Below are 18,502 nucleotides of genomic sequence, written 5' to 3' on the forward strand. Positions count from 1 at the left end.
TGTTTTTTTGAATAAAGCGCTTACATTTCTCTTTAAAAAAATTACTTAAAATAATCCGGATATTCCTCTTTTAATGAATCAAGTTCAAATCGTAATTTCCTCAAGTGCTCTCCCATTGCCTCATCTGCAAGCTGGGGATCCCCATTCTCTATTGCGTTAGCAATCACCATATGCTGAGACAATATTTGTTCCCAATTATAGTTAGCTGCCAGGCTCAACATTCTAATTCTATTAAGATGGGAATTAAAATTTTGGAGCACGGACCAAATCCTCGGCTTTTCAGCACCAATCGAAATGATATAGTGGAACTCTTCATCCAGTTCAAAAAGCTTCGTATAGTTTTTTTCTTCTATACAATACCGCTGCCTCTGTAAATTTTCTCTCAAAGAAACGAAGTCCACGTTTTCTGGACGTTCCGCAGCAAGCTTAGCGGACGCTCTTTCTAACAACTCCCGTATAAATCGGACCTCTTCCACATGCTCTAAATCTATTAAAGAGATAAACGTGCCACGCTGAGGATAAACCTCCAACAGCTCTTCCTGCGCAAGCTTCACAAACGCTTCTCTAACAGGCGTACGGCTGACACTAAGCAACTCCGAAATCTCTTTTTCCGAGACACTCTGCCCCGGTTTCAAATCCAGTTTAATAATGCTTTCCTTTAACGTCTCATACACATGATCTCGAGTAGAGACATTCTTTCTTTTATTAAAATTATCTGCTAGCAGAATACTCACCCCTTTACTAAAGTCATATTACCATAATTGTATACTTGTATGGTAGTATATATTTCAACATTCAGAAAAATAGTTATATTTTAACTTAATAGTTTAATATCATTAGTACTTTTGTTATAACACAAACGATTTTTGCTAATAAAATCACAAGGACAAATAAAAAAAGCATCTTATAATCAAGATGCCATGGAAATTTTCTAATCGCAAGAATTGTAGAGAATTGTGTGTAACACAGGGACAAACACATTTCCCCGAAAAACCCACTTACCAAAGGGGTTCACCCAAAAGAATTGTGTCTGACACAGGGATGAAGTCAACTCTCCGAATTGTAGCGAATTGTGTGCGACACAGGGACAAACACAATTCCACCAGAAACCCGCCTACCACAAGGTTTCAGCCAAAAGAATTGTGTCTGACACAGGGACGGCCAACCACTTCCTATTATCCTCTTATCCCCCAAACCCATAAATCAACCCCGCAAGAACTCCATAAAGAATGAGTAAACCAAAGGCCGCTAACACTCCTAGCCAGCTAGTACCCCCGCGCAGTTGAAGCTCTGACTGCACGAATTCCTCACTGCCATGTTGCTGCTCTGTTACTCGCTTGATCTGCCTATTCGCATGCATCAGATATAAATTGTTCCCTAAGATTCCGCAGACCACTCCTGCTGTAATACCGATTGTTTCATCTGGTCCAAAATCTAACCCACTGAGAACAATGATGATATCGTATAAAAGAAAAAGACCAAATATGGTAAAAATATACGCATACATTTTCCGGTAGCCTAACCAAAAGAACGAAAGAAAAAATGCCGCCCAATTCCATGATAGCCCGTGATTCCACTTTCGGGAATAATACTCCCATTTGCTAGCTCCTACAAATGCCCCATGTAACGACTCATCTAATTCGGGATAATTCTTATTAGCCATCTATGTATTCCTCCCTTTGTTAATAAAGGAAGCAGTTAACCGGTCGTTCGAACAACTGCTCCTTTTGTTTAAACTAGACCGTTACTCTATTATGCCTCGCCAATGCTCACTTCTTTGGGTTCTTTTAAAACGGCAGTCATTTCATTCAACCACTCCTCGCATCTATTAGGCAGATACGGGAATGGATGCCTTGGATAATCTCTACTTTTATTCCAGTATGCCTTTGGTTCTTTTCCATTCAATTTCAGACCTTCAATCGGTAAAAAACCATGTTCCATAGCAAGCCGCTTTGCCTCTGGCCTTGATCCCCAACCGTATATAACATAATCCACTAGTTCTGTCATATCTATAAAATCCTGAATGTTTTTGGCATAGCGTGAGTTTGGAACATTTTGTAGCTCACAAATTTTCAGCAATCGCTTGAATTCAAAGGAGTCTCCCTCACACATATCGGATAGATTCACTATAATTAGTTCATCCCAATTCATCCTCTCCATCAAGCGCATAAGCTGGTATTGTGTTTTATCTGGAATACTTTCCTGCCATTCATCTTTTAATTCTTCTTTCGGTAAACAACTTCCGGGGTTTTGCATAACTATTAATGCATTAGCTTTCCTATTAGATAAATCTTCTGGTATTTGTGTGCCCCTCCTTAAAATACGAGCCTCTGATCTAATTAAAACCTGGTGTACTTCAAACTGTCTATATTCAAATTTAGCCATGACGACGAACTGTTCGTTTAATATCTTTCCACTTATCATCGTATTCCCCCTTAGTAAAATATGATTACTAATGAGTAATTCTATTTATTTATTAAAATACCTTTAAATACCTTTCTAGAAACTCCATTATTTATAAATTCCTCTTATTTTATGTTTAAATTTAAATCTAAATACAAAAAGAATATGATTGACCCTTTAGACCTTTCGATTTATACTTTTATTGTAATTAATTTTTTTGAACTATTTCTTTTTACCTTTCACCTAAATTAGAAAAACTTTTTTACTATTTAATATCATAAAAATGGGTTTTACAATTTAATTACATTAATTAATAACGTAAAAAGACTACAATTACTTGTTTGCATATCAATGATGGTGAAAAGACGCTTTTTCTTTCTCCATTATGTATTTATTATAAAATATTTAAGAATTCTGTCGAAGTTAAAGGGAGTAAAAGAATCTTATGTGATGGGGTGTAGGAAGTGTTGTCAGACTTTAGTACTAAGTTAGACAAAGAAATAGGACCACGTAGAATTTTACATGTAAAAGAGTGTGAGATTTGTGGTTATAATGAGTTTTATTTTATTGACCCTGAAACAAATAAACAAATAGGTATGGCTTGTGAAGGGTGTAATTATATAAAACGATTTGATTTTAATTCATTAACATAAAAGTAAAAGAAGCAGCTAAATCTGCTAATAACACTGCTTCTTTCTTCAATTCTTTCTTTTATACTAAGGACTAAGAGACAGTAATGTGAATATCTTATGTAACTGTCTAGCGGATTATCTTCTATTTATTACTTCATAAGTACATTTTTTAAGAAGGTCTAGATGATTCTATGATGTTTATAAAACCTTTTCACTCTTTCATCTCTAAGTAAGGGTCTATGTACCTGCAATAAATTCACATCACTAAAATTATTTCCTTCTAGAACAGAAAATCCTCCATTAGTAATAACAATATCCCACCCTACGTATTTAATATATGGATAGAGAGAGGCAGCATTTAGTATACTTTCTTTCATTTCATTCCAATTCGGAACTAACTTTCCTTCAATTGGTGATTTTGTTTCTGGATGTTCACTATACCATTGTAGTTTCCCATTTTTAGGATAGGATACACCTTTTCCTAACTCTCCAGTCTCTAAATCAATTTCGGCACTTAATCCTCCCTGCGTCCAATTGTCAGCAGGTATAGATGTTAAATTCCCCATTCTTTGGACAGCTATAGGTATAAAAGGTTTGTTCGTAAGAGGATCTATCATAGTTAAAATTCTAATCGTATTCGTTGTCTTCGGATAAAAGTCTTTACTAAAATTACTTTGTTCAACAAACTCATTAACTATATAATTATTTAGCTTGGAAGTTACTTTTTCGAGTCCAGCTTCATCTATCTGCGTTCCATTTAGAAAGTAATTTCCTTCTGTCTTCTTCAAAACAAGTATCCCATAACCTCCACCGTTACGTATTGGTTTAATAACGCATGCTGAATGTCTGTCTAAGTATTTTAAAATTTTCATAGGAGAATCAATCTTTTCTACTTCTTCCAAACATAAAAACTTCCCTGCTTCAATTAAACTCAAATTCTTAGGAACGTTGATATATTGCTTATACATGGATTCAAATACTAGCTTTTCATCTAAAACAAAACTATATGGGCTATTTAAATATCTTGTATTTAGTCTTTGTATATCAGATAAGTATTCTTGAGGATTATTTTCCTTAAAATTATAAATTATTTCTGACTCACTTAAGAAACCTAACCTCGAGTTAGAAATTTTTTTGCTAACTCCTTTATTAACGGATGATTTTAAGTTTTTTCTAATAAACGTCCGATAAATATTCGCCTGACGATATACATTCATAGCCTTATCTTTTATCATGAAAGCACTTCCACCTTTTTGTATAAAAATAGTAACCACTTTATATCTGAAAAACTCTCAGGTATAGAAAAGCAGTCGAGTTATTACATCGACTGCTCATAATTTTAGTTCATAAATTCTTTGATTACTTTGCAAACTTGTTCGATCTCTTCCTCACTCAAATAAGGATGCATTGGTAATGATAGTACTGTATCACATAACTCATTGGTCACCGGACAATCATTCTCATTATAACCAAGGTCTTTAAATGCTTCTTGTTTATGCATCGGTTTGACGTAATAGACCATGCTTGGGATATTTTCTTCTTTTAGCTTGGTTTGAAGATTATCTCTTTCTGCTTTGTTCTTAAGTTTAATCGTGTATTGAGCAAAGCTAGAAATATAGCCTTCTGGCATATAAGGAATTTCAACGACATCCTTTAAGCGTTCATTGTAATGACCAGCTACTCGATTGACATCTGTAACCTCATGATTAGCAAAGGCCTTTAGTTTCACTTGAAGGATGGCAGCCTGAATGGTATCTAACCTCGAGTTCACACCAATTCTAACATTGTCATATTTATTACTACCTTTTCCGTGTACTTTTAGGGATCTCAACAATTCTGCTAAATTATCGTCATCCGTAAAGATAGCCCCTCCATCACCATAGCCTCCTAATGGTTTCGCGGGAAAGAACGATGTAGTTGCCGCATCACCAAAACTACATGCCCGTTTACCGCCAATGTTACCACCAAAGCCTTGAGCTCCATCTTCCAGTACTAATAACTTATATTTTTGTGCAATCTTTTCGATTTCAGGATAATCGGCTGGAAGTCCAAATAGATCGACAGGAATGATGACTTTAGGAGTTAATTTTCCTTCCTCAATTGTTTGAACGATTGCTTGTTCTAATTTTTGGGTGTCTATATTAAATGTGTTTCTGTCTACATCGACAAAAATGGGAGTTGCTCCAACAAATGAAACTACTTCACCTGTTGAAAAGAAAGTAAAGTCAGGTAAAAAGACTGCATCTCCCTCTTTAATACCCCATGCCATTAATACAAGAGATAACGCCTCTGTTCCATTAGCACATGTAATAGTATGCTTTACTCCTGTATAATTTGATAATTGTTCTTCTAATTCTTTTACTTCATTGCCTCCAATGAAGTTCGTGTTAGTTAAAACCTTCTGTATAGCCGAATCAATTTCATTTTTGTATGTTTCATATTGAGTTTTTAAATCTCTAAATTCCATGATAACCCAGCTTTCTATACTTTTTAGTTAATTAAACTATAGAGTTTCTGATAGTACTCCGTTAGAAAGATTATATTCTCTTTCACATTCACTACATTTCAATTGTTCCTTTAGCACATGACCACACTCACAGACCCAGCCTTTTTGTTTGGCAGGTACCCCTGCCATCAAAGCATGGTCTGGAACATCCTTAGTTACTACAGCACCTGAAGCAATCATGGCCCAACGACCAATTGAATTACCACAAACGATTGTTGCATTTGCTCCGATGGATGCTCCGTATTTTACTAGCGTCTTTTTATATCCTTCAGTCCCTTTAGGATACTTACTTCTAGGAGTTAAATCATTTGTAAAAACCATAGATGGTCCGCAAAAGACGTAATCCTCTAACACTACTCCTTCATATATGGAGACATTATTTTGGATTTTCACGCCATTACCTATTTGAACGTTATTAGAAATATTTACATTTTGACCAATAGAACACTTTTCACCGATTCTTGCACCTTTTTGGATATGGCTAAAATGCCAAATTTTCGTATCAGAACCTATTTCCACACCTTCGTCTACGTAGCTGCTTTCATGTACAAAAAAATTCATGAACAAACCTCCGTCCTATCTTGCAGACTATAACAATTCCACATTATCTCTATTAGTAATTGATTTCATTGCGTTCTTCGTATCAAAAATGGATTTTGAATGTTTCTGAACAAATTCATAATCAACAGTTGAGTGAGCGGTTGTTATAATTACTAAATCTGCACTACCTAATAATTCTGCAGTTAACTCAGGTTCTCCTTTTTTCACTATTCCATTCTCGCGATATTCAGGAACAAAAGGATCAAAGTACACTACATCTGCTCCTTCTTTCTCTAATTCTTCAATTACTCGAATAGCAGGACTTTCTCTGAAGTCTTCTATATCTTGTTTATAAGCAACACCTAAAACTAAAACTCTAGAACCATTCATTGGTTTTTTATCTCTATTCAATATTTTACTTGCTCGCTCTGTACAATATTCAGGCATACGATCATTAACCATCATGGAAGATTCAATCATAGATGTATGGAATCCAAATTCACGTGCTTTCCAAGATAAATAGTAAGGGTCAAGAGGAATACAATGTCCACCTAATCCTGGACCTGGATAAAATGCTTGGAAACCATAAGGCTTTGACTTAGCTGCGTCTATTACTTCCCATAGATTGATTCCCATTTTATTACTTAACATTGCAAGCTCATTAATAAGCCCAATATTAACGTTTCTATATGTATTTTCCAGAATTTTTTCCATTTCAGCTATTGCTGGAGAGGAAACAGTTATTACTTCTCCTTGTAAAACAGCACGGTACATTTCTGCAATTACTTCTGTAGCCTCTTCACCAATAGCACCAACAACTTTAGGTGTATTATTTGTTTTATAGACTAAATTCCCTGGATCTACACGTTCTGGAGAAAACCCTAAGTAGAAATCAGTTCCACACACTAAGCCCGAACCTTCTTCTAAAATTGGTTTAATTAATTCCTCTGTTGTCCCAGGGTAAGTTGTAGATTCAAGGACTACCATCGTCTCTTTTGTAAGATACTTCGCTATTTCTTTTGAAGAGCTCTCAAGATAACTCACATCTGGTTGTTGATATTCATCTAAAGGAGTTGGCACACAAATAGCGATGAAGTCTACTTCTTTAATAAAGCTGAAGTCTATAGTTGCTGACAGCAAACCACTCTCGACTATACTTGATAATTCTGTCTCGACTACATCCCCAATATAATTTTGCCCTTTATTAACCATATCTACTTTTTCTTGTTGTACATCAAAGCCTATTGTTTTAAAGCCAGCTTTCGCTTTTTCAACCGCTAATGGAAGTCCAACATATCCTAGTCCGATTACACCTACTGTTATTTGTTTATTTTCAATTTTATTTAATATTTTTGTTTTCATCTTATATGTCCTACTTTCTTCTATCGTTTTTATTTTTATGTAAATTATTAAGTGCCAAATTAGGAAAGCCTGGTGAACAGGACTTACCCCCCTTTGGAACCTTTCACTGTTTGGCTTCTTCGATAATTAAGCATAAATACACCTAACTGCATAATTAGTTTAAATACTGCAGCTACGAGAACGCCAAATGTAAATCCTTTTAATCCATCAATTTTATAAAAGTAGAACGCCGCTGCAACATATACGAACAAATGAAGACCACTCATGTAAATTTGCCAGCTAATTTTGTTAAATCGAAGGTTGAAGGGCTGAACTACTGTAGACAGTACACTTATAATGGCTGTAGCTGTAGTTATATAAACTAGCTCTAACGACTCTTCGGCCCAATCATTATAGAAAAATCCTAAGAAGTACGGGCTAATCCAAATAGTAGTGATATAGCCTACCGCACCTAATACTAAAGAAACACTAAACATTTTCACTACTTTTTTTATGCTTATATTATCTACTTTAACTAAATAACTTAAAATGACAGAGTTTACTGGGTTAATCATCATCGATATAATTTTCCCCAAAATAGTAGAGCTATAATATATAGCAACACTCACAGGTCCAAGCAAAGGTAGTAAAATTAATTTGTCCGCATAGGAAAGAACATTTTTCAATAGGTTTGCGATATACAATGATACCCCATTTGAAGCTGTATCCTTAAATAATGTAGATAATTTATACTTTTCCTTATGTAAGCTAGTATGACGGATAATATAGATTAAGCTAAATAACAATCCTACGAAATAGATAATCTGCCAGTATTCTAAATACAAAAATATGATTGAACCTATTAAATAACCTACACTCATATATATGTTATTTAAAAGAATCCCCTTATAATTCAATACCAACCGGAAAGTTACTACTAAATATTCCTTCCAAATAGACCCAACCGTGATCAAACATAATAATAGGTAATCCAGAATACTTAAGCTAGAATCGATATAAAAGGAAATAATGATAATTAGAAGAATACTTATAAAAGAAGACCCTACTAATAGAGGATTAAAATCTCCTTCTAAGTTTTCGTTTTTATATTCTTTGTCCCTCAATAAACGAATATTATTCAATACATTCCCTAGTGGAAAACTGACAACGGTAAACACACTAATCAAGGTTATTATTAACCCGTATTCTTCCCCTCCTAGTGCCCTGGCGATTAAAGGATAGGAAACTAGCTGAAGAATAAGCAGTGGTAATGCAGCTGATATAATATTTAGCAGGGAATCCACGAGAAATTGTTTTTTTTTCATGTTAATCTCTCACCGTTTTCTATATTTAGTTTGATAAGCAACCCTAATAAAATCCAAAACTTGATATCTGTAATATAGGAACTACTTATCATCAAATGGATGAACCCTAAACATATCCAAATAATTATTAAATAATAATTATTTAAATTTTGGGATAAGAGACTTCTTATTAATAAAAACAAGATAATCAAAATTGCTATTCCTCCAGCGATTACGCCAAAGTTAACAACTATCTCAAGAAAGAAATTATGTGCATATCCTCCCTCTTTACCAATAATTCGACGATCTGCTCCTAAACCAAGTCCTAGGAAGGGATTGTTCATTACAGCTTTTATAAGATTTTCATATATGTAATCTCTTCCACTTAGATGAACTTCCCCGCTCAAAAATAATTTTATACTTCTACTATTGATGTCGTATTTGTTTAATATTTCATAAAGCATATTAAATAACTTATCTAAGTTTAGACTTATAAAAACTAAACCTACAACTACTAAAAGATTGTAAAATACTTTGGAATAGGAAACCTGAAAGATTAAACGAATCATTTTTAATGCAATGAACACAACAATACATAATATGGCGCCCCGAGAACCAAGGGCTAGTATTACAAAAATAGAGATTAGAGAAAAAAGTAGTGCCCTATTTGAATATTTATTTATTAGGCTATCTAAAAATAGAATAGCTGGGAGTAGCATATAATAGGATAGAGCCATACTATAAGACCCGGCACTAGCATTTCCAGTAACAATGATGATTCCTAGTAATGCACCAAAAAAGAAAACTAGATAGCTCGCCTTAACCATAACTCTTTTAAAAACATCTAAATCTCTTAGGCTCATTGTATATATGAACGCGGGCAAGCACATACCAAACAATGGAAAAATTAATTGTTTTAAGTAGAGATGATTCTGTGGGAAAAACAGATAATTTATAAGGAAAATTAGAATAGCAACAAAATATACTCCGATAAACTTCCCTAAACTTCTTTTTAACACAGCAGGTAGTGCATACAAAAATAATACTCCAACCATTATTTTAGAAAACAGTTGTATTCCTGAGCCGATACCCGTACCAATAAGATTAAAATAAATCAGAAGAAAATATTGAATAGTCAGGACTATAAAGGACGCCATTATTGCTATGCTTATTTTTTGATCATCTGATTTATTTTTTACCATAAATTATTCACATTCCTCTTATCGTTTGGATTCATTCTTTAATGCTTTAGCATACACATCATCATATTGAGTCAACAATCTATCCCAATTAAAGATGTCTACTAACTCCAAGCAATTTTTAGATATATCCTCATAATTTTTCATGATATCTATTATTCGATCCGCTATCATAGTAGGGTCGTGAGCATCCACGTGATATCCAACTTTCCCTTCATCAAATTGACCATCAAATCCTTGTCCCTTTGAATAAATTAGCGGTAAGCCTTGACTCATTGCTTCTGGATACACGAGCCCAAAAGTTTCAGTTAAAGAGGGCATAATAAAAATATCATTGGAACGATATATTTCTATTAACCTCTCTTTTGGCAGTGGCTTTAAATAATTTACGAACGAAAACTTCATTAGCTCTTCAAATACCTGCTCATTACTAATTTTCCCAACAACAGTAAAATTAACGTTAAAGCCCCTACCTTGTAAAGTTTCTAATGCTTTTGCCGAGGTTAAAAGATTCTTATTATTGTTTACAGCCCCTACGAAAACAGCATTTATGCACAGAGGTTGAGATAGACTTTTTGGCTTCCCTAAATTATTAAACCAAAATTCATCTATACCATTAGGAATAATGATAGACTTTTTGATTATCGTTTCTCTATCTTTCTGTGGGATATACTTTTCCATCACAATATTTTTATACGGATCAGATAGAAAAATAATAGATTCAGCTTCCTTTAATATTTCAACACCTAGTTTACGAAGAAAAACTCTTTTTTTGAAAAACTGATTTACGTCTGTATTTCTAACTGCTACTACATATGGGATGCCGAAATTTTTCTTTGTCTGTAAAGCAATATACCCATTAGAGAAAAGAGTATGTGCATGGGCTATTGAATATTTCTGTATTTCGAAATTTTTTACTAAATCCCTATAGATTTTCTGATGCTTCACATAAAACAAGTAACGATCGAATTTATGATGATTTTTTCTAACGGTTGTATAATCTCCTAGCTGCAAGTGAGATAAATCCGTAGTAAAAGGAGTGGGGACATAAACATCAATAGGAATGCCATTTTTTACTTGGCGATCGTAAATATTTTTATAAAGCATTCCGCCACCGTAATATGAATTTATATGTAAAATTTGCATATTTACTCCCTCCTTATTTACTCCTCAAAATGAAAACATTTTATTAGCTTTCAATAATAATATTCTCTAATTTGTCAGTTAACGTTTTAAAATCATATTCCTGTATGGTAGATAAGGAGTTAAGACAATACTGATTGTATTCTTGGTCATCCATATGATAAAATTCTAAAATCCCTTGAACTAAAGCGTCCACTGAGCCACCCTTTACGGTTTTCCCGCAATTATATTTAGTTAGAATATCGTAGCCGTTTTCCATATTAGATAAGGTAGGTTTTCCAGATGCCAGATAGTCAAAGAGCTTGTTTAGACTCAGACCATACTTATACAATGGGATATGTTTTCCAGTGAAAACGTTTAAATTAGACTTACTTAAAATGTTTGGGATTAGTTTTTTATCTACCTTACCTTTAAAAACGATATTAGTTAATCCTTTACTAACTGTATACTGCTCTAACTTTTCTCTTTGACTACCGTTACCAAATAAGATGAATTGAATATCATGAATACCTTTTCTTTGTATTTCCTCTGCTGCTTTAATTAAATAAGTTAATTCGTTAGCAACACCCATGGTGCCTGTATAAAGAATTTTAAATGTAGAAGGATCATCTAGATGCTCATCAGAGTATATGAGCTCTTTTTTGTTTGTATTGTACTCTTCTAAATCAACACCATTATTAATGTACCTAACCTTTGATGAGTCCAGTCCAATTTCCTCAACGTAATCCTTTCCTCCTGGAATAGTAAAAATAAGCTTGTCTGCTTTCTTGTATAACCATTTTTCACCCTTATACAAAAGCTTTGCCACAAAGCTATTCTTTTTTAGAGTTCCGTACTGGACAATTGTCTCTGGCCATAAATCTCTAATCTCACAAATACATGGGACATTAAATTTTTTAGCTATTTTAATCCCCGCTAGTAGAGTTAGTGGGTGCACACTAGAAGCTATGATTACATCTGGTTTACCATACTTTTTACTATACTGCTTACTAGAGGGGAAAAGGTTTCGGTAAAAGTTCCACATATTTTGTAGACGTTCTATCCCATTTTTATATCTAGTAGTCTTCACAAAGACATACGGTATTTTCTCTACTGACTTTAATTCGTAACTTCCATTTTGTATTGGTATATAAGAATCACTATTATGTTTAGTACTAGCACAAAAAATAGTAGGCTCATAACCTTTGTTTATAAGATTTTTAGCAAACCAATAATGTCGCCCACCCTTATTAAAGAATGTACCGTGAGCATAATGATTGAAAATCCATACTGTTTTTTTTTGCATTGTCATGTCCTCTTCTGTTCGTTGTAATTATTTTATTTTTTCTGGAATTTTATAATTACATATAGTGTTCTTAAATTTACCTGAAGATAAAACAGGGATTTCATTTACATACATCACTTCTACGAGGGCATCTTCACCTAAAATTTTCTTAAATGAATCTACAAAATCATCTTTCATATAAATACCCTCTGCTCCATTAACCTTTAAAATATAGTAATTTTTATCCTCTTGAATAAATTGCCATTGTTTTAACTGCTTATATTTTTTCATATGTACACTTATAGTATGAGGAGTTAGAACATTTCCTTGCGTATCATATACCATATCAATTCTTCTTCCTTGAATGCTTCTTAAAGTAAAGATATTTTGACGATCTAAATCATCTGATATTGCAAGATCTCCTGTGTCATAGCGTATAACAGGCATCGCATGATTATATAAATCTGTGACCACTATTCTACCTAGCTCGCCCGGTTTAGCTGGTTCATCACTATCTAACCTTAATAATTCAATATGGTAGCTTGCACGATTTACTTTAAATACTTTGTCGTTAGATTTTGTCTGTGCTAAAATGCCATTTTCCTGATTGGAGTATCTATCAATAATAGGGCAACCAAAAATCTTCTCTAGCTTTTCTCTCGTTTCTTCCTTTAATAACGAGGAACTAGAAAAGATAACCTTTAAATTATACATATCCGGAGTGTCACCTTTGTTATATATATAATTACTTAGAATTTCATAGGAAGAAGCATAAGCTAAACAACTATTAATTTGTTTATCCTTTTTTAATGTATCTCTAATACTCTCTAATGCCTCTTCATCTAATCGTAATACGTCGACAGGAACTAGATTTTGTTTAAGCTTTTCTAATTTAGTCTTCTTTTCTGGCCAAGCTTTAAAGTACATATATTTTTGACCAAGTGTCTGTCCTTCTATTTCATTAAAATAGATTACCTCTGCCATCGTTCTTTCACGTTTTGCTTTGTCTTGGTTGACAGTAAAGGGTGTACCAGTAGAACCGCTAGTGGACATTTGATGAAATACATTATTCAAATGTATTTCAGATTGAAAGGATGAATACATTTCTTTATAATGTTTTTTTGTGACAACAGGTAAATCATTAAAGTTGGATGATTTAAAGGAATTATAGAAAGGAACGGTATTACAAGCATGACTACAAATGGACAGTAGTTGTTTGTTATTCGAAGTATTACTTTCCATTATTTGTTTTATATGTTGATAGTGTTGTTTAATCGTTTTACCTTTTAATGCATCTACTCCCCAAAACACAGTTCCTCTAAGAGTCTTTCTTGCCATTATAATCACCCTTCATTTAATTCGCTTCTTATTTATATCTATTTTTTATTAGCCGGTACACCCAAATATAAACCATTAGGACTCGTATTTTTGGTTACGACTGCACCAGCCCCAACTATTACATTTTCTTCGACAGTCAACCCTTGCAAAATAGTGGATCCAGTTCCTATCATTGAGCAATCCATTAAAGTGACATTCCCTGATATTCTACTGCCAGGCATAACTGTTACGAAGTTTCGCATGTCTATATCATGCCCCATGGTCGTACCTATATTAATGTGGCAATGACTTCCAATTCGACAATCTGGATTTATCACCACACCAGCACAAATAACATTACCTTCTCCCATTTGAATATAATTACTTACTATAGCGCTTGGATGAACTAGGTTTAACCAATTAACTGCTGTTAGTTTCGTTTCTAACAATTTTCTCACTTTCCAATTAGCTATAGCAATTACACCAAAAACTTGATTCTCCTCTGAATATTCTCTTAGATAGTCAGTATTTCCGAGAATTTCATAACCCATTACTTTACTACCAACAAGACTTTCATTATCATCAATCAGGCCCATAAGCTTATATTTATTTTCATTCTTGTTTAGTTTTTCAACAATTTCTATAACCTGCTTGCTAAAACCACCACTACCTATTATAAAAACCTTTTTCATATGTATCCCTCAAATTCAAATATGGGTCATTTTGGATTATTACTGGTTCCTTGAAATCTATTGTTCTTTTTAGTATTGTCGAAGTTTATACCTTCTTTTACAAATACTTTTTTTATAGTCAAAAATAGAATCTTTACATCCTCTAGAAAGGATATATTATCAACATACTTAACATCTAACTCAAATTTTTCTTCCCAACTAAGTGAATTTCGACCACTCACCTGAGCAAGACCAGACAAACCTGGTCGGACATTATGCCTTTTTCTTTGCTCTTCATTATAAAATTTTAGATATTCTACTAATAGAGGGCGAGGACCAATAAAGGACATATCTCCTTTTAATATATTTAATAGCTCTGGTAATTCATCAATCGAAGTAGAACGCAGGAGCTTTCCGAAACGCGTGAGTCTTACATGATCAGGTAATGGCTCTCCATGTTCATCTCTTTGATCTGTCATCGTTCTAAATTTATACATTGTAAAAATCTTTTCATTTAAGCCCGGTCTATTTTGTTTAAATAAAATTGGGCTCCCTAATTTATTTTTTACAAAAACTGCTACAACTAACAACAAAGGACTAAGAATGATAAGCATCGTAAGGGAAACGATAAAATCTAATGGTCTTTTAATGAGTTTTTTATACATCCCATCTTTTTGCCTCATGATTTATGCCTCCCATATTCCCTTAATAGTCTTAGTAACTCTCTCTAGTTCGGAATCTGTCATCTTCGAGTCAGATGGTAAGCAAACTCCATTATTAAATAAGTCTTCTGATACATGATTACCGATGTAGTCATACTTCTCGAAAAATGGTTGTAGATGCATTGGCTTCCAGACTGGTCTTGATTCTATATTTTCTTTTTCGAGAGCTTGCATTATATCAATAGGTCTTATTTTACCGTTCAACGTTATAACGCTTAACCAATAGTTTGGTCTATCCCATTCGTTATTAGGCATAAATTCAATACCCTCTAGATTCCCAAGCTCCCGTTTATAAAAATTATATATGTAGTTTTTCTTGTCTACTCTCTTATCCAAAACTTTTAGCTGGCCTCTACCTATTCCAGCAACCACGTTGCTCATTCGATAATTGTAACCAAGCTCACTATGCTGATAGTGTCTAGCTTGATCTCTAGACTGTGTGGCCCAAAATCTTGCTTTTTCGATTCTTTCTACATTGTTAGACACCAACATACCTCCACCTGAAGTGGTGATAATTTTATTTCCATTAAAAGAAAATATACCGTAATCTCCAAAAGTTCCTGTATGCTGACCTTTATAATATGTTCCGAGAGACTCAGCAGCATCTTCTATTAAAGTAACCTTATACTTTTTACAAAGCGCAACTATTTTATCCATATCGGCTGATAAACCATACAAGTGAACAACTATAACAGCTTTCACTTGAGGGAACTTTTCAAAAGCCTCTTCTAAAGCTTTTGGACACATATTCCACGTTTCATAGTCACTATCTATAAAGACAGGTGTAGCATTTTGATAAATAATAGGATTGGCCGTTGCAGAAAAAGTTAGGGTTGGACAAAATACAATATCCCCCGCCCCCACTTCAGCTGCTTTAAGCGCTAGGTGTAGTGCAGCAGTTCCAGCTGATAGAGCTGCTGCTGCCTTTGATCCTACCTTTAGAGCAAGCTCTTTTTCAAATTCATTTACGTTTTTACCTAATGGAGCTATCCAGTTAGTATCAAAAGCTTCTTTCACATATTGCATTTCATATCCTTCCTCACTCATATGAGGGGATGAAAGGAAAATTCTTTCTTTCATTTACTAGACTTCCTTCCTATTTAAATAGCATGGTTAGAAATTATAATAATTTCATTTTGAATCTTAATTAAAGTTAGTTTAACGTATCAAACTTTTTCCTTAATTTGTGAGTCGACAAACTTATGATTTGCCAATCCTATTAATGTTTCTTTTAGCGTTACATTATTCATATGAGGAAGCTTCTCCATCACATATTTTAGCTCAGATTGACTGATTGGATTCGCCTTACCTATATGGATTTTCGGAAATACAAACCTACTTTGAATTTCATTTTCACTTAAGAGTTCCTCATATAATTTCTCCCCTGGTCTTATACCTGAAAACTCTATACCTATCTCGTCTTCTCTGTACCCAGAAAGTTTTATTAAATTTTTTGCAAGGTCAACTATTTTAACCGGCTCTCCCATATCTAAAACAAATACCTCACCCCCGCTTGCTAAGCTACCTGCTTGAAGAACAAGTCTTGAAGCTTCGGGTATTGTCATAAAATATCTTGTCATTTCTGGATCCGTAACTGTTATTGGTCCACCAATAGCTATTTGCTTTTTGAAAAGTGGTACTACACTTCCACGTGAACCAAGAACATTACCAAAACGAACCGCAGCAAATTTAGTTTTGCTTTCTTTTGCAAGATTTTGAACCACCATTTCTGCAAAGCGTTTTGTCGCCCCCATGATATTTGGTGGGTTTACTGCTTTATCAGTAGAAATCATAACGAAGTATTCTACTCCGAATACATCAGCTGCCTCAGCAACATTCTTCGTACCAAATATATTGTTCTTTACAGCCTCCATTGGATTATATTCCATCAATGGAACATGCTTATGCGCAGCTGCATGATAAATTACATCCGGTTTATATTCGGATACAATGTCAAAAATACGACCTCGATCCTGAACGTCTGCAATAATTGGTATTAATTTTGTATCTCTTGAAACCTTTTGTCTAAGTTCCATGTCTATAGTATAAATAGAATTTTCTCCGTGCCCGAGTAGAATTACTGCCTTTGGATTAAACCTAGCCACCTGTCTACAAATCTCTGAACCAATAGAGCCACCCGCTCCTGTCACAAGTATTGTTTTATTTGTTAGTTTTGAAGAAATTATTTCTAAGTCTAACTCTACTTCGTCTCGACCAAGCAAGTCTTCAATCTTTACATCTCTTATTTCATTGATCGATACCTTTCCAGTTAGCAAGTCCTCTATCAGAGGCATCGTTTGTGTACGTATACCAGTATCTAGACATTGTTGTAAAAGCCTTGCCCGTCTGGTCTTTTCCATTGAAGGTATAGCAATTATGATATGCTCAATGTTTTGATCCAACACAACATCCTCTATTATGTCTGTACCTCCCAACACCCTCATATTAAAGATGTCCAATCCCTTTTTAGCTAAATCATCATCTAAAAAAGCTATTGGTTGAAGTGGTGAGTTTGTATTCTTTAACAATTGTCGAGCAATCATTGTTCCAGCTGCCCCAGCTCCAATTATAAGTGTCCTTTTTTTTGACCCTTTAGAATTCTTCTCACTTATGAACGTATCCCTTAGCACTCTCCAGGATAATCTAGTACCTCCTATGAGCAACATATGCAACATCCAAGTAACAAATAGTGCTCTACCAAGTACTCCTCCCGTTACAATTGCTTGGATAAGAGCAACAATCAATATAGAGAAAGTTACAGCCTTGAATATCGACAATAATTCCTTCACGGATGCATACTCCCATACCTTCCGATACAGCCCGTAATACATTGCAAAACTGTGATGCGCTACAAATATCGCAAGCGAACTAATCAATAACAATACATCCGTAAATGGATTATCGATCGGATGTAGCAGAAAGTAGCCAATGTATATTGAAAACAACACTATACAAGAATCGACTAATATCAGCATCGACATTCTTCGCTTTAATGACATCGTGTCACTCTCCTATTCTTTTCCTATGTAAGCTATTTCTTTTACTTATGTATAATTCCATTCCAGCTGGTCACAATTATAGCACTTTAGATATAAATTTGTTGTAATTTTATTGTAATGCAATTGAAATATAACTGTTATCTAGGTATTTCTTACTTTTAATTCAGTCAAATAAATCCCTGTTTGTTTACTTATAAATCCATTTTTAAAATTATTTATTACTGCATTTCGTAATAAAATTAAATTACCTAAATACATATTTGCACTCGATAGTTCATTTGATTCTAAATTTTTTTAGAATATTTATACGTTTACTTTACGGAAAATAAGGGTATTATCATTAGTATTTTAATAGAATAAATTGGTTACTGATTTCAATTACTTACAGACCGGAAAATATTAACAACGTGTTCCTATAAAAAAAACGAGCAAAAAGTCAAATCGAGTTGACTTTTTGCTCG

General features: G+C 33.9%; 16 protein-coding genes. All 16 read right to left on the reverse strand.

All coding sequences use genetic code 11. The features are described from left to right. Nucleotides 1-41: 41 nt before the first annotated feature. Nucleotides 42-734 carry a GntR family transcriptional regulator gene (locus MKX96_RS15895; RefSeq protein WP_340885155.1) on the reverse strand — a complete coding sequence of 231 codons (693 nt, stop codon included), beginning with the start codon at nt 732-734 and terminating at the stop codon, nt 42-44. Nucleotides 735-1,183: 449 nt separating this feature from the next. After that, nucleotides 1,184-1,663, reverse strand: a complete 480-nt coding sequence (locus MKX96_RS15900; RefSeq protein WP_340885157.1) for a DUF2628 domain-containing protein — start codon at nt 1,661-1,663, stop codon at nt 1,184-1,186. 89 nt (nt 1,664-1,752) lie between these two features. Next, entirely contained in the window at nt 1,753-2,424 is a 672-nt protein-coding gene (locus MKX96_RS15905) for a DUF1643 domain-containing protein (RefSeq protein ID WP_340885159.1), read from the reverse strand. Between the two features lie 790 nt (nt 2,425-3,214). Next, the gene (locus tag MKX96_RS15910) at nt 3,215-4,270 is read right to left on the reverse strand and encodes a sugar-transfer associated ATP-grasp domain-containing protein (RefSeq protein ID WP_340885161.1); all 1,056 of its coding nucleotides are present in this window, start codon (nt 4,268-4,270) and stop codon (nt 3,215-3,217) included. A 104-nt stretch (nt 4,271-4,374) separates the two neighbouring features. Further along, nucleotides 4,375-5,502 carry a DegT/DnrJ/EryC1/StrS family aminotransferase gene (locus MKX96_RS15915; protein WP_340885163.1) on the reverse strand — a complete coding sequence of 376 codons (1,128 nt, stop codon included), beginning with the start codon at nt 5,500-5,502 and terminating at the stop codon, nt 4,375-4,377. A gap of 36 nt (nt 5,503-5,538) precedes the next feature. Continuing rightward, nucleotides 5,539-6,102 (reverse strand): N-acetyltransferase, encoded by a 564-nt coding sequence (locus tag MKX96_RS15920; protein ID WP_340885166.1) that lies wholly within the window; start codon nt 6,100-6,102, stop codon nt 5,539-5,541. A gap of 27 nt (nt 6,103-6,129) precedes the next feature. Then, nucleotides 6,130-7,443, reverse strand: coding sequence for a nucleotide sugar dehydrogenase (locus tag MKX96_RS15925; RefSeq protein ID WP_340885167.1), 1,314 nt, complete (start codon nt 7,441-7,443; stop codon nt 6,130-6,132). A gap of 83 nt (nt 7,444-7,526) precedes the next feature. After that, a complete protein-coding gene (locus MKX96_RS15930; protein ID WP_340885169.1) occupies nt 7,527-8,747 on the reverse strand; it encodes a lipopolysaccharide biosynthesis protein in 1,221 nt (406 codons plus the stop codon). Beyond that, nucleotides 8,744-9,928: an O-antigen ligase family protein gene (locus MKX96_RS15935; protein ID WP_340885171.1), complete on the reverse strand. Its 1,185-nt coding sequence runs from the start codon at nt 9,926-9,928 to the stop codon at nt 8,744-8,746. The genes MKX96_RS15930 and MKX96_RS15935 overlap by 4 nt, the downstream gene beginning before the upstream one ends. A gap of 18 nt (nt 9,929-9,946) precedes the next feature. Continuing rightward, nucleotides 9,947-11,071, reverse strand: coding sequence for a glycosyltransferase family 4 protein (locus tag MKX96_RS15940; RefSeq protein ID WP_340885173.1), 1,125 nt, complete (start codon nt 11,069-11,071; stop codon nt 9,947-9,949). Between the two features lie 43 nt (nt 11,072-11,114). Further along, on the reverse strand, nt 11,115-12,353 hold the full coding sequence (locus MKX96_RS15945) for a glycosyltransferase family 4 protein (RefSeq protein ID WP_340885177.1): 1,239 nt from the start codon (nt 12,351-12,353) through the stop codon (nt 11,115-11,117). Nucleotides 12,354-12,380: 27 nt separating this feature from the next. After that, the gene (locus MKX96_RS15950; protein ID WP_340885179.1) at nt 12,381-13,670 is read right to left on the reverse strand and encodes a hypothetical protein; all 1,290 of its coding nucleotides are present in this window, start codon (nt 13,668-13,670) and stop codon (nt 12,381-12,383) included. Nucleotides 13,671-13,708: 38 nt separating this feature from the next. Then, on the reverse strand, nt 13,709-14,341 hold the full coding sequence (locus tag MKX96_RS15955; protein ID WP_340885181.1) for an acetyltransferase: 633 nt from the start codon (nt 14,339-14,341) through the stop codon (nt 13,709-13,711). Nucleotides 14,342-14,367: 26 nt separating this feature from the next. Continuing rightward, complete coding sequence (locus MKX96_RS15960; RefSeq protein WP_340886086.1) at nt 14,368-15,006, reverse strand: sugar transferase; 639 nt, start codon at nt 15,004-15,006, stop codon at nt 14,368-14,370. Beyond that, nucleotides 15,007-16,122 (reverse strand): DegT/DnrJ/EryC1/StrS family aminotransferase, encoded by a 1,116-nt coding sequence (locus MKX96_RS15965; protein ID WP_340885184.1) that lies wholly within the window; start codon nt 16,120-16,122, stop codon nt 15,007-15,009. Between the two features lie 86 nt (nt 16,123-16,208). Further along, entirely contained in the window at nt 16,209-18,041 is a 1,833-nt protein-coding gene (locus MKX96_RS15970; protein WP_340885186.1) for a polysaccharide biosynthesis protein, read from the reverse strand. Between the last annotated feature and the right edge of the window lie 461 nt (nt 18,042-18,502).

This window comes from Psychrobacillus sp. FSL W7-1493 (assembly GCF_038004905.1).
Lineage (GTDB): Bacteria > Bacillota > Bacilli > Bacillales_A > Planococcaceae > Psychrobacillus.

What these genes read in the sequence shown, in the direction of transcription:
- MKX96_RS15900 (WP_340885157.1), bottom strand. Translation starts at nt 1,663, where the DNA reads ATGGCTAATAAGAATTATCCCGAATTAGATGAGTCGTTACATGGGGCA.
- MKX96_RS15905 (WP_340885159.1), bottom strand. Translation starts at nt 2,424, where the DNA reads ATGATAAGTGGAAAGATATTAAACGAACAGTTCGTCGTCATGGCTAAA.
- MKX96_RS15910 (WP_340885161.1), bottom strand. Translation starts at nt 4,270, where the DNA reads ATGATAAAAGATAAGGCTATGAATGTATATCGTCAGGCGAATATTTAT.
- MKX96_RS15915 (WP_340885163.1), bottom strand. Translation starts at nt 5,502, where the DNA reads ATGGAATTTAGAGATTTAAAAACTCAATATGAAACATACAAAAATGAA.
- MKX96_RS15920 (WP_340885166.1), bottom strand. Translation starts at nt 6,102, where the DNA reads ATGAATTTTTTTGTACATGAAAGCAGCTACGTAGACGAAGGTGTGGAA.
- MKX96_RS15925 (WP_340885167.1), bottom strand. Translation starts at nt 7,443, where the DNA reads ATGAAAACAAAAATATTAAATAAAATTGAAAATAAACAAATAACAGTA.
- MKX96_RS15930 (WP_340885169.1), bottom strand. Translation starts at nt 8,747, where the DNA reads ATGAAAAAAAAACAATTTCTCGTGGATTCCCTGCTAAATATTATATCA.
- MKX96_RS15935 (WP_340885171.1), bottom strand. Translation starts at nt 9,928, where the DNA reads ATGGTAAAAAATAAATCAGATGATCAAAAAATAAGCATAGCAATAATG.
- MKX96_RS15940 (WP_340885173.1), bottom strand. Translation starts at nt 11,071, where the DNA reads ATGCAAATTTTACATATAAATTCATATTACGGTGGCGGAATGCTTTAT.
- MKX96_RS15945 (WP_340885177.1), bottom strand. Translation starts at nt 12,353, where the DNA reads ATGCAAAAAAAAACAGTATGGATTTTCAATCATTATGCTCACGGTACA.
- MKX96_RS15950 (WP_340885179.1), bottom strand. Translation starts at nt 13,670, where the DNA reads ATGGCAAGAAAGACTCTTAGAGGAACTGTGTTTTGGGGAGTAGATGCA.
- MKX96_RS15955 (WP_340885181.1), bottom strand. Translation starts at nt 14,341, where the DNA reads ATGAAAAAGGTTTTTATAATAGGTAGTGGTGGTTTTAGCAAGCAGGTT.
- MKX96_RS15965 (WP_340885184.1), bottom strand. Translation starts at nt 16,122, where the DNA reads ATGAAAGAAAGAATTTTCCTTTCATCCCCTCATATGAGTGAGGAAGGA.
- MKX96_RS15970 (WP_340885186.1), bottom strand. Translation starts at nt 18,041, where the DNA reads ATGTCATTAAAGCGAAGAATGTCGATGCTGATATTAGTCGATTCTTGT.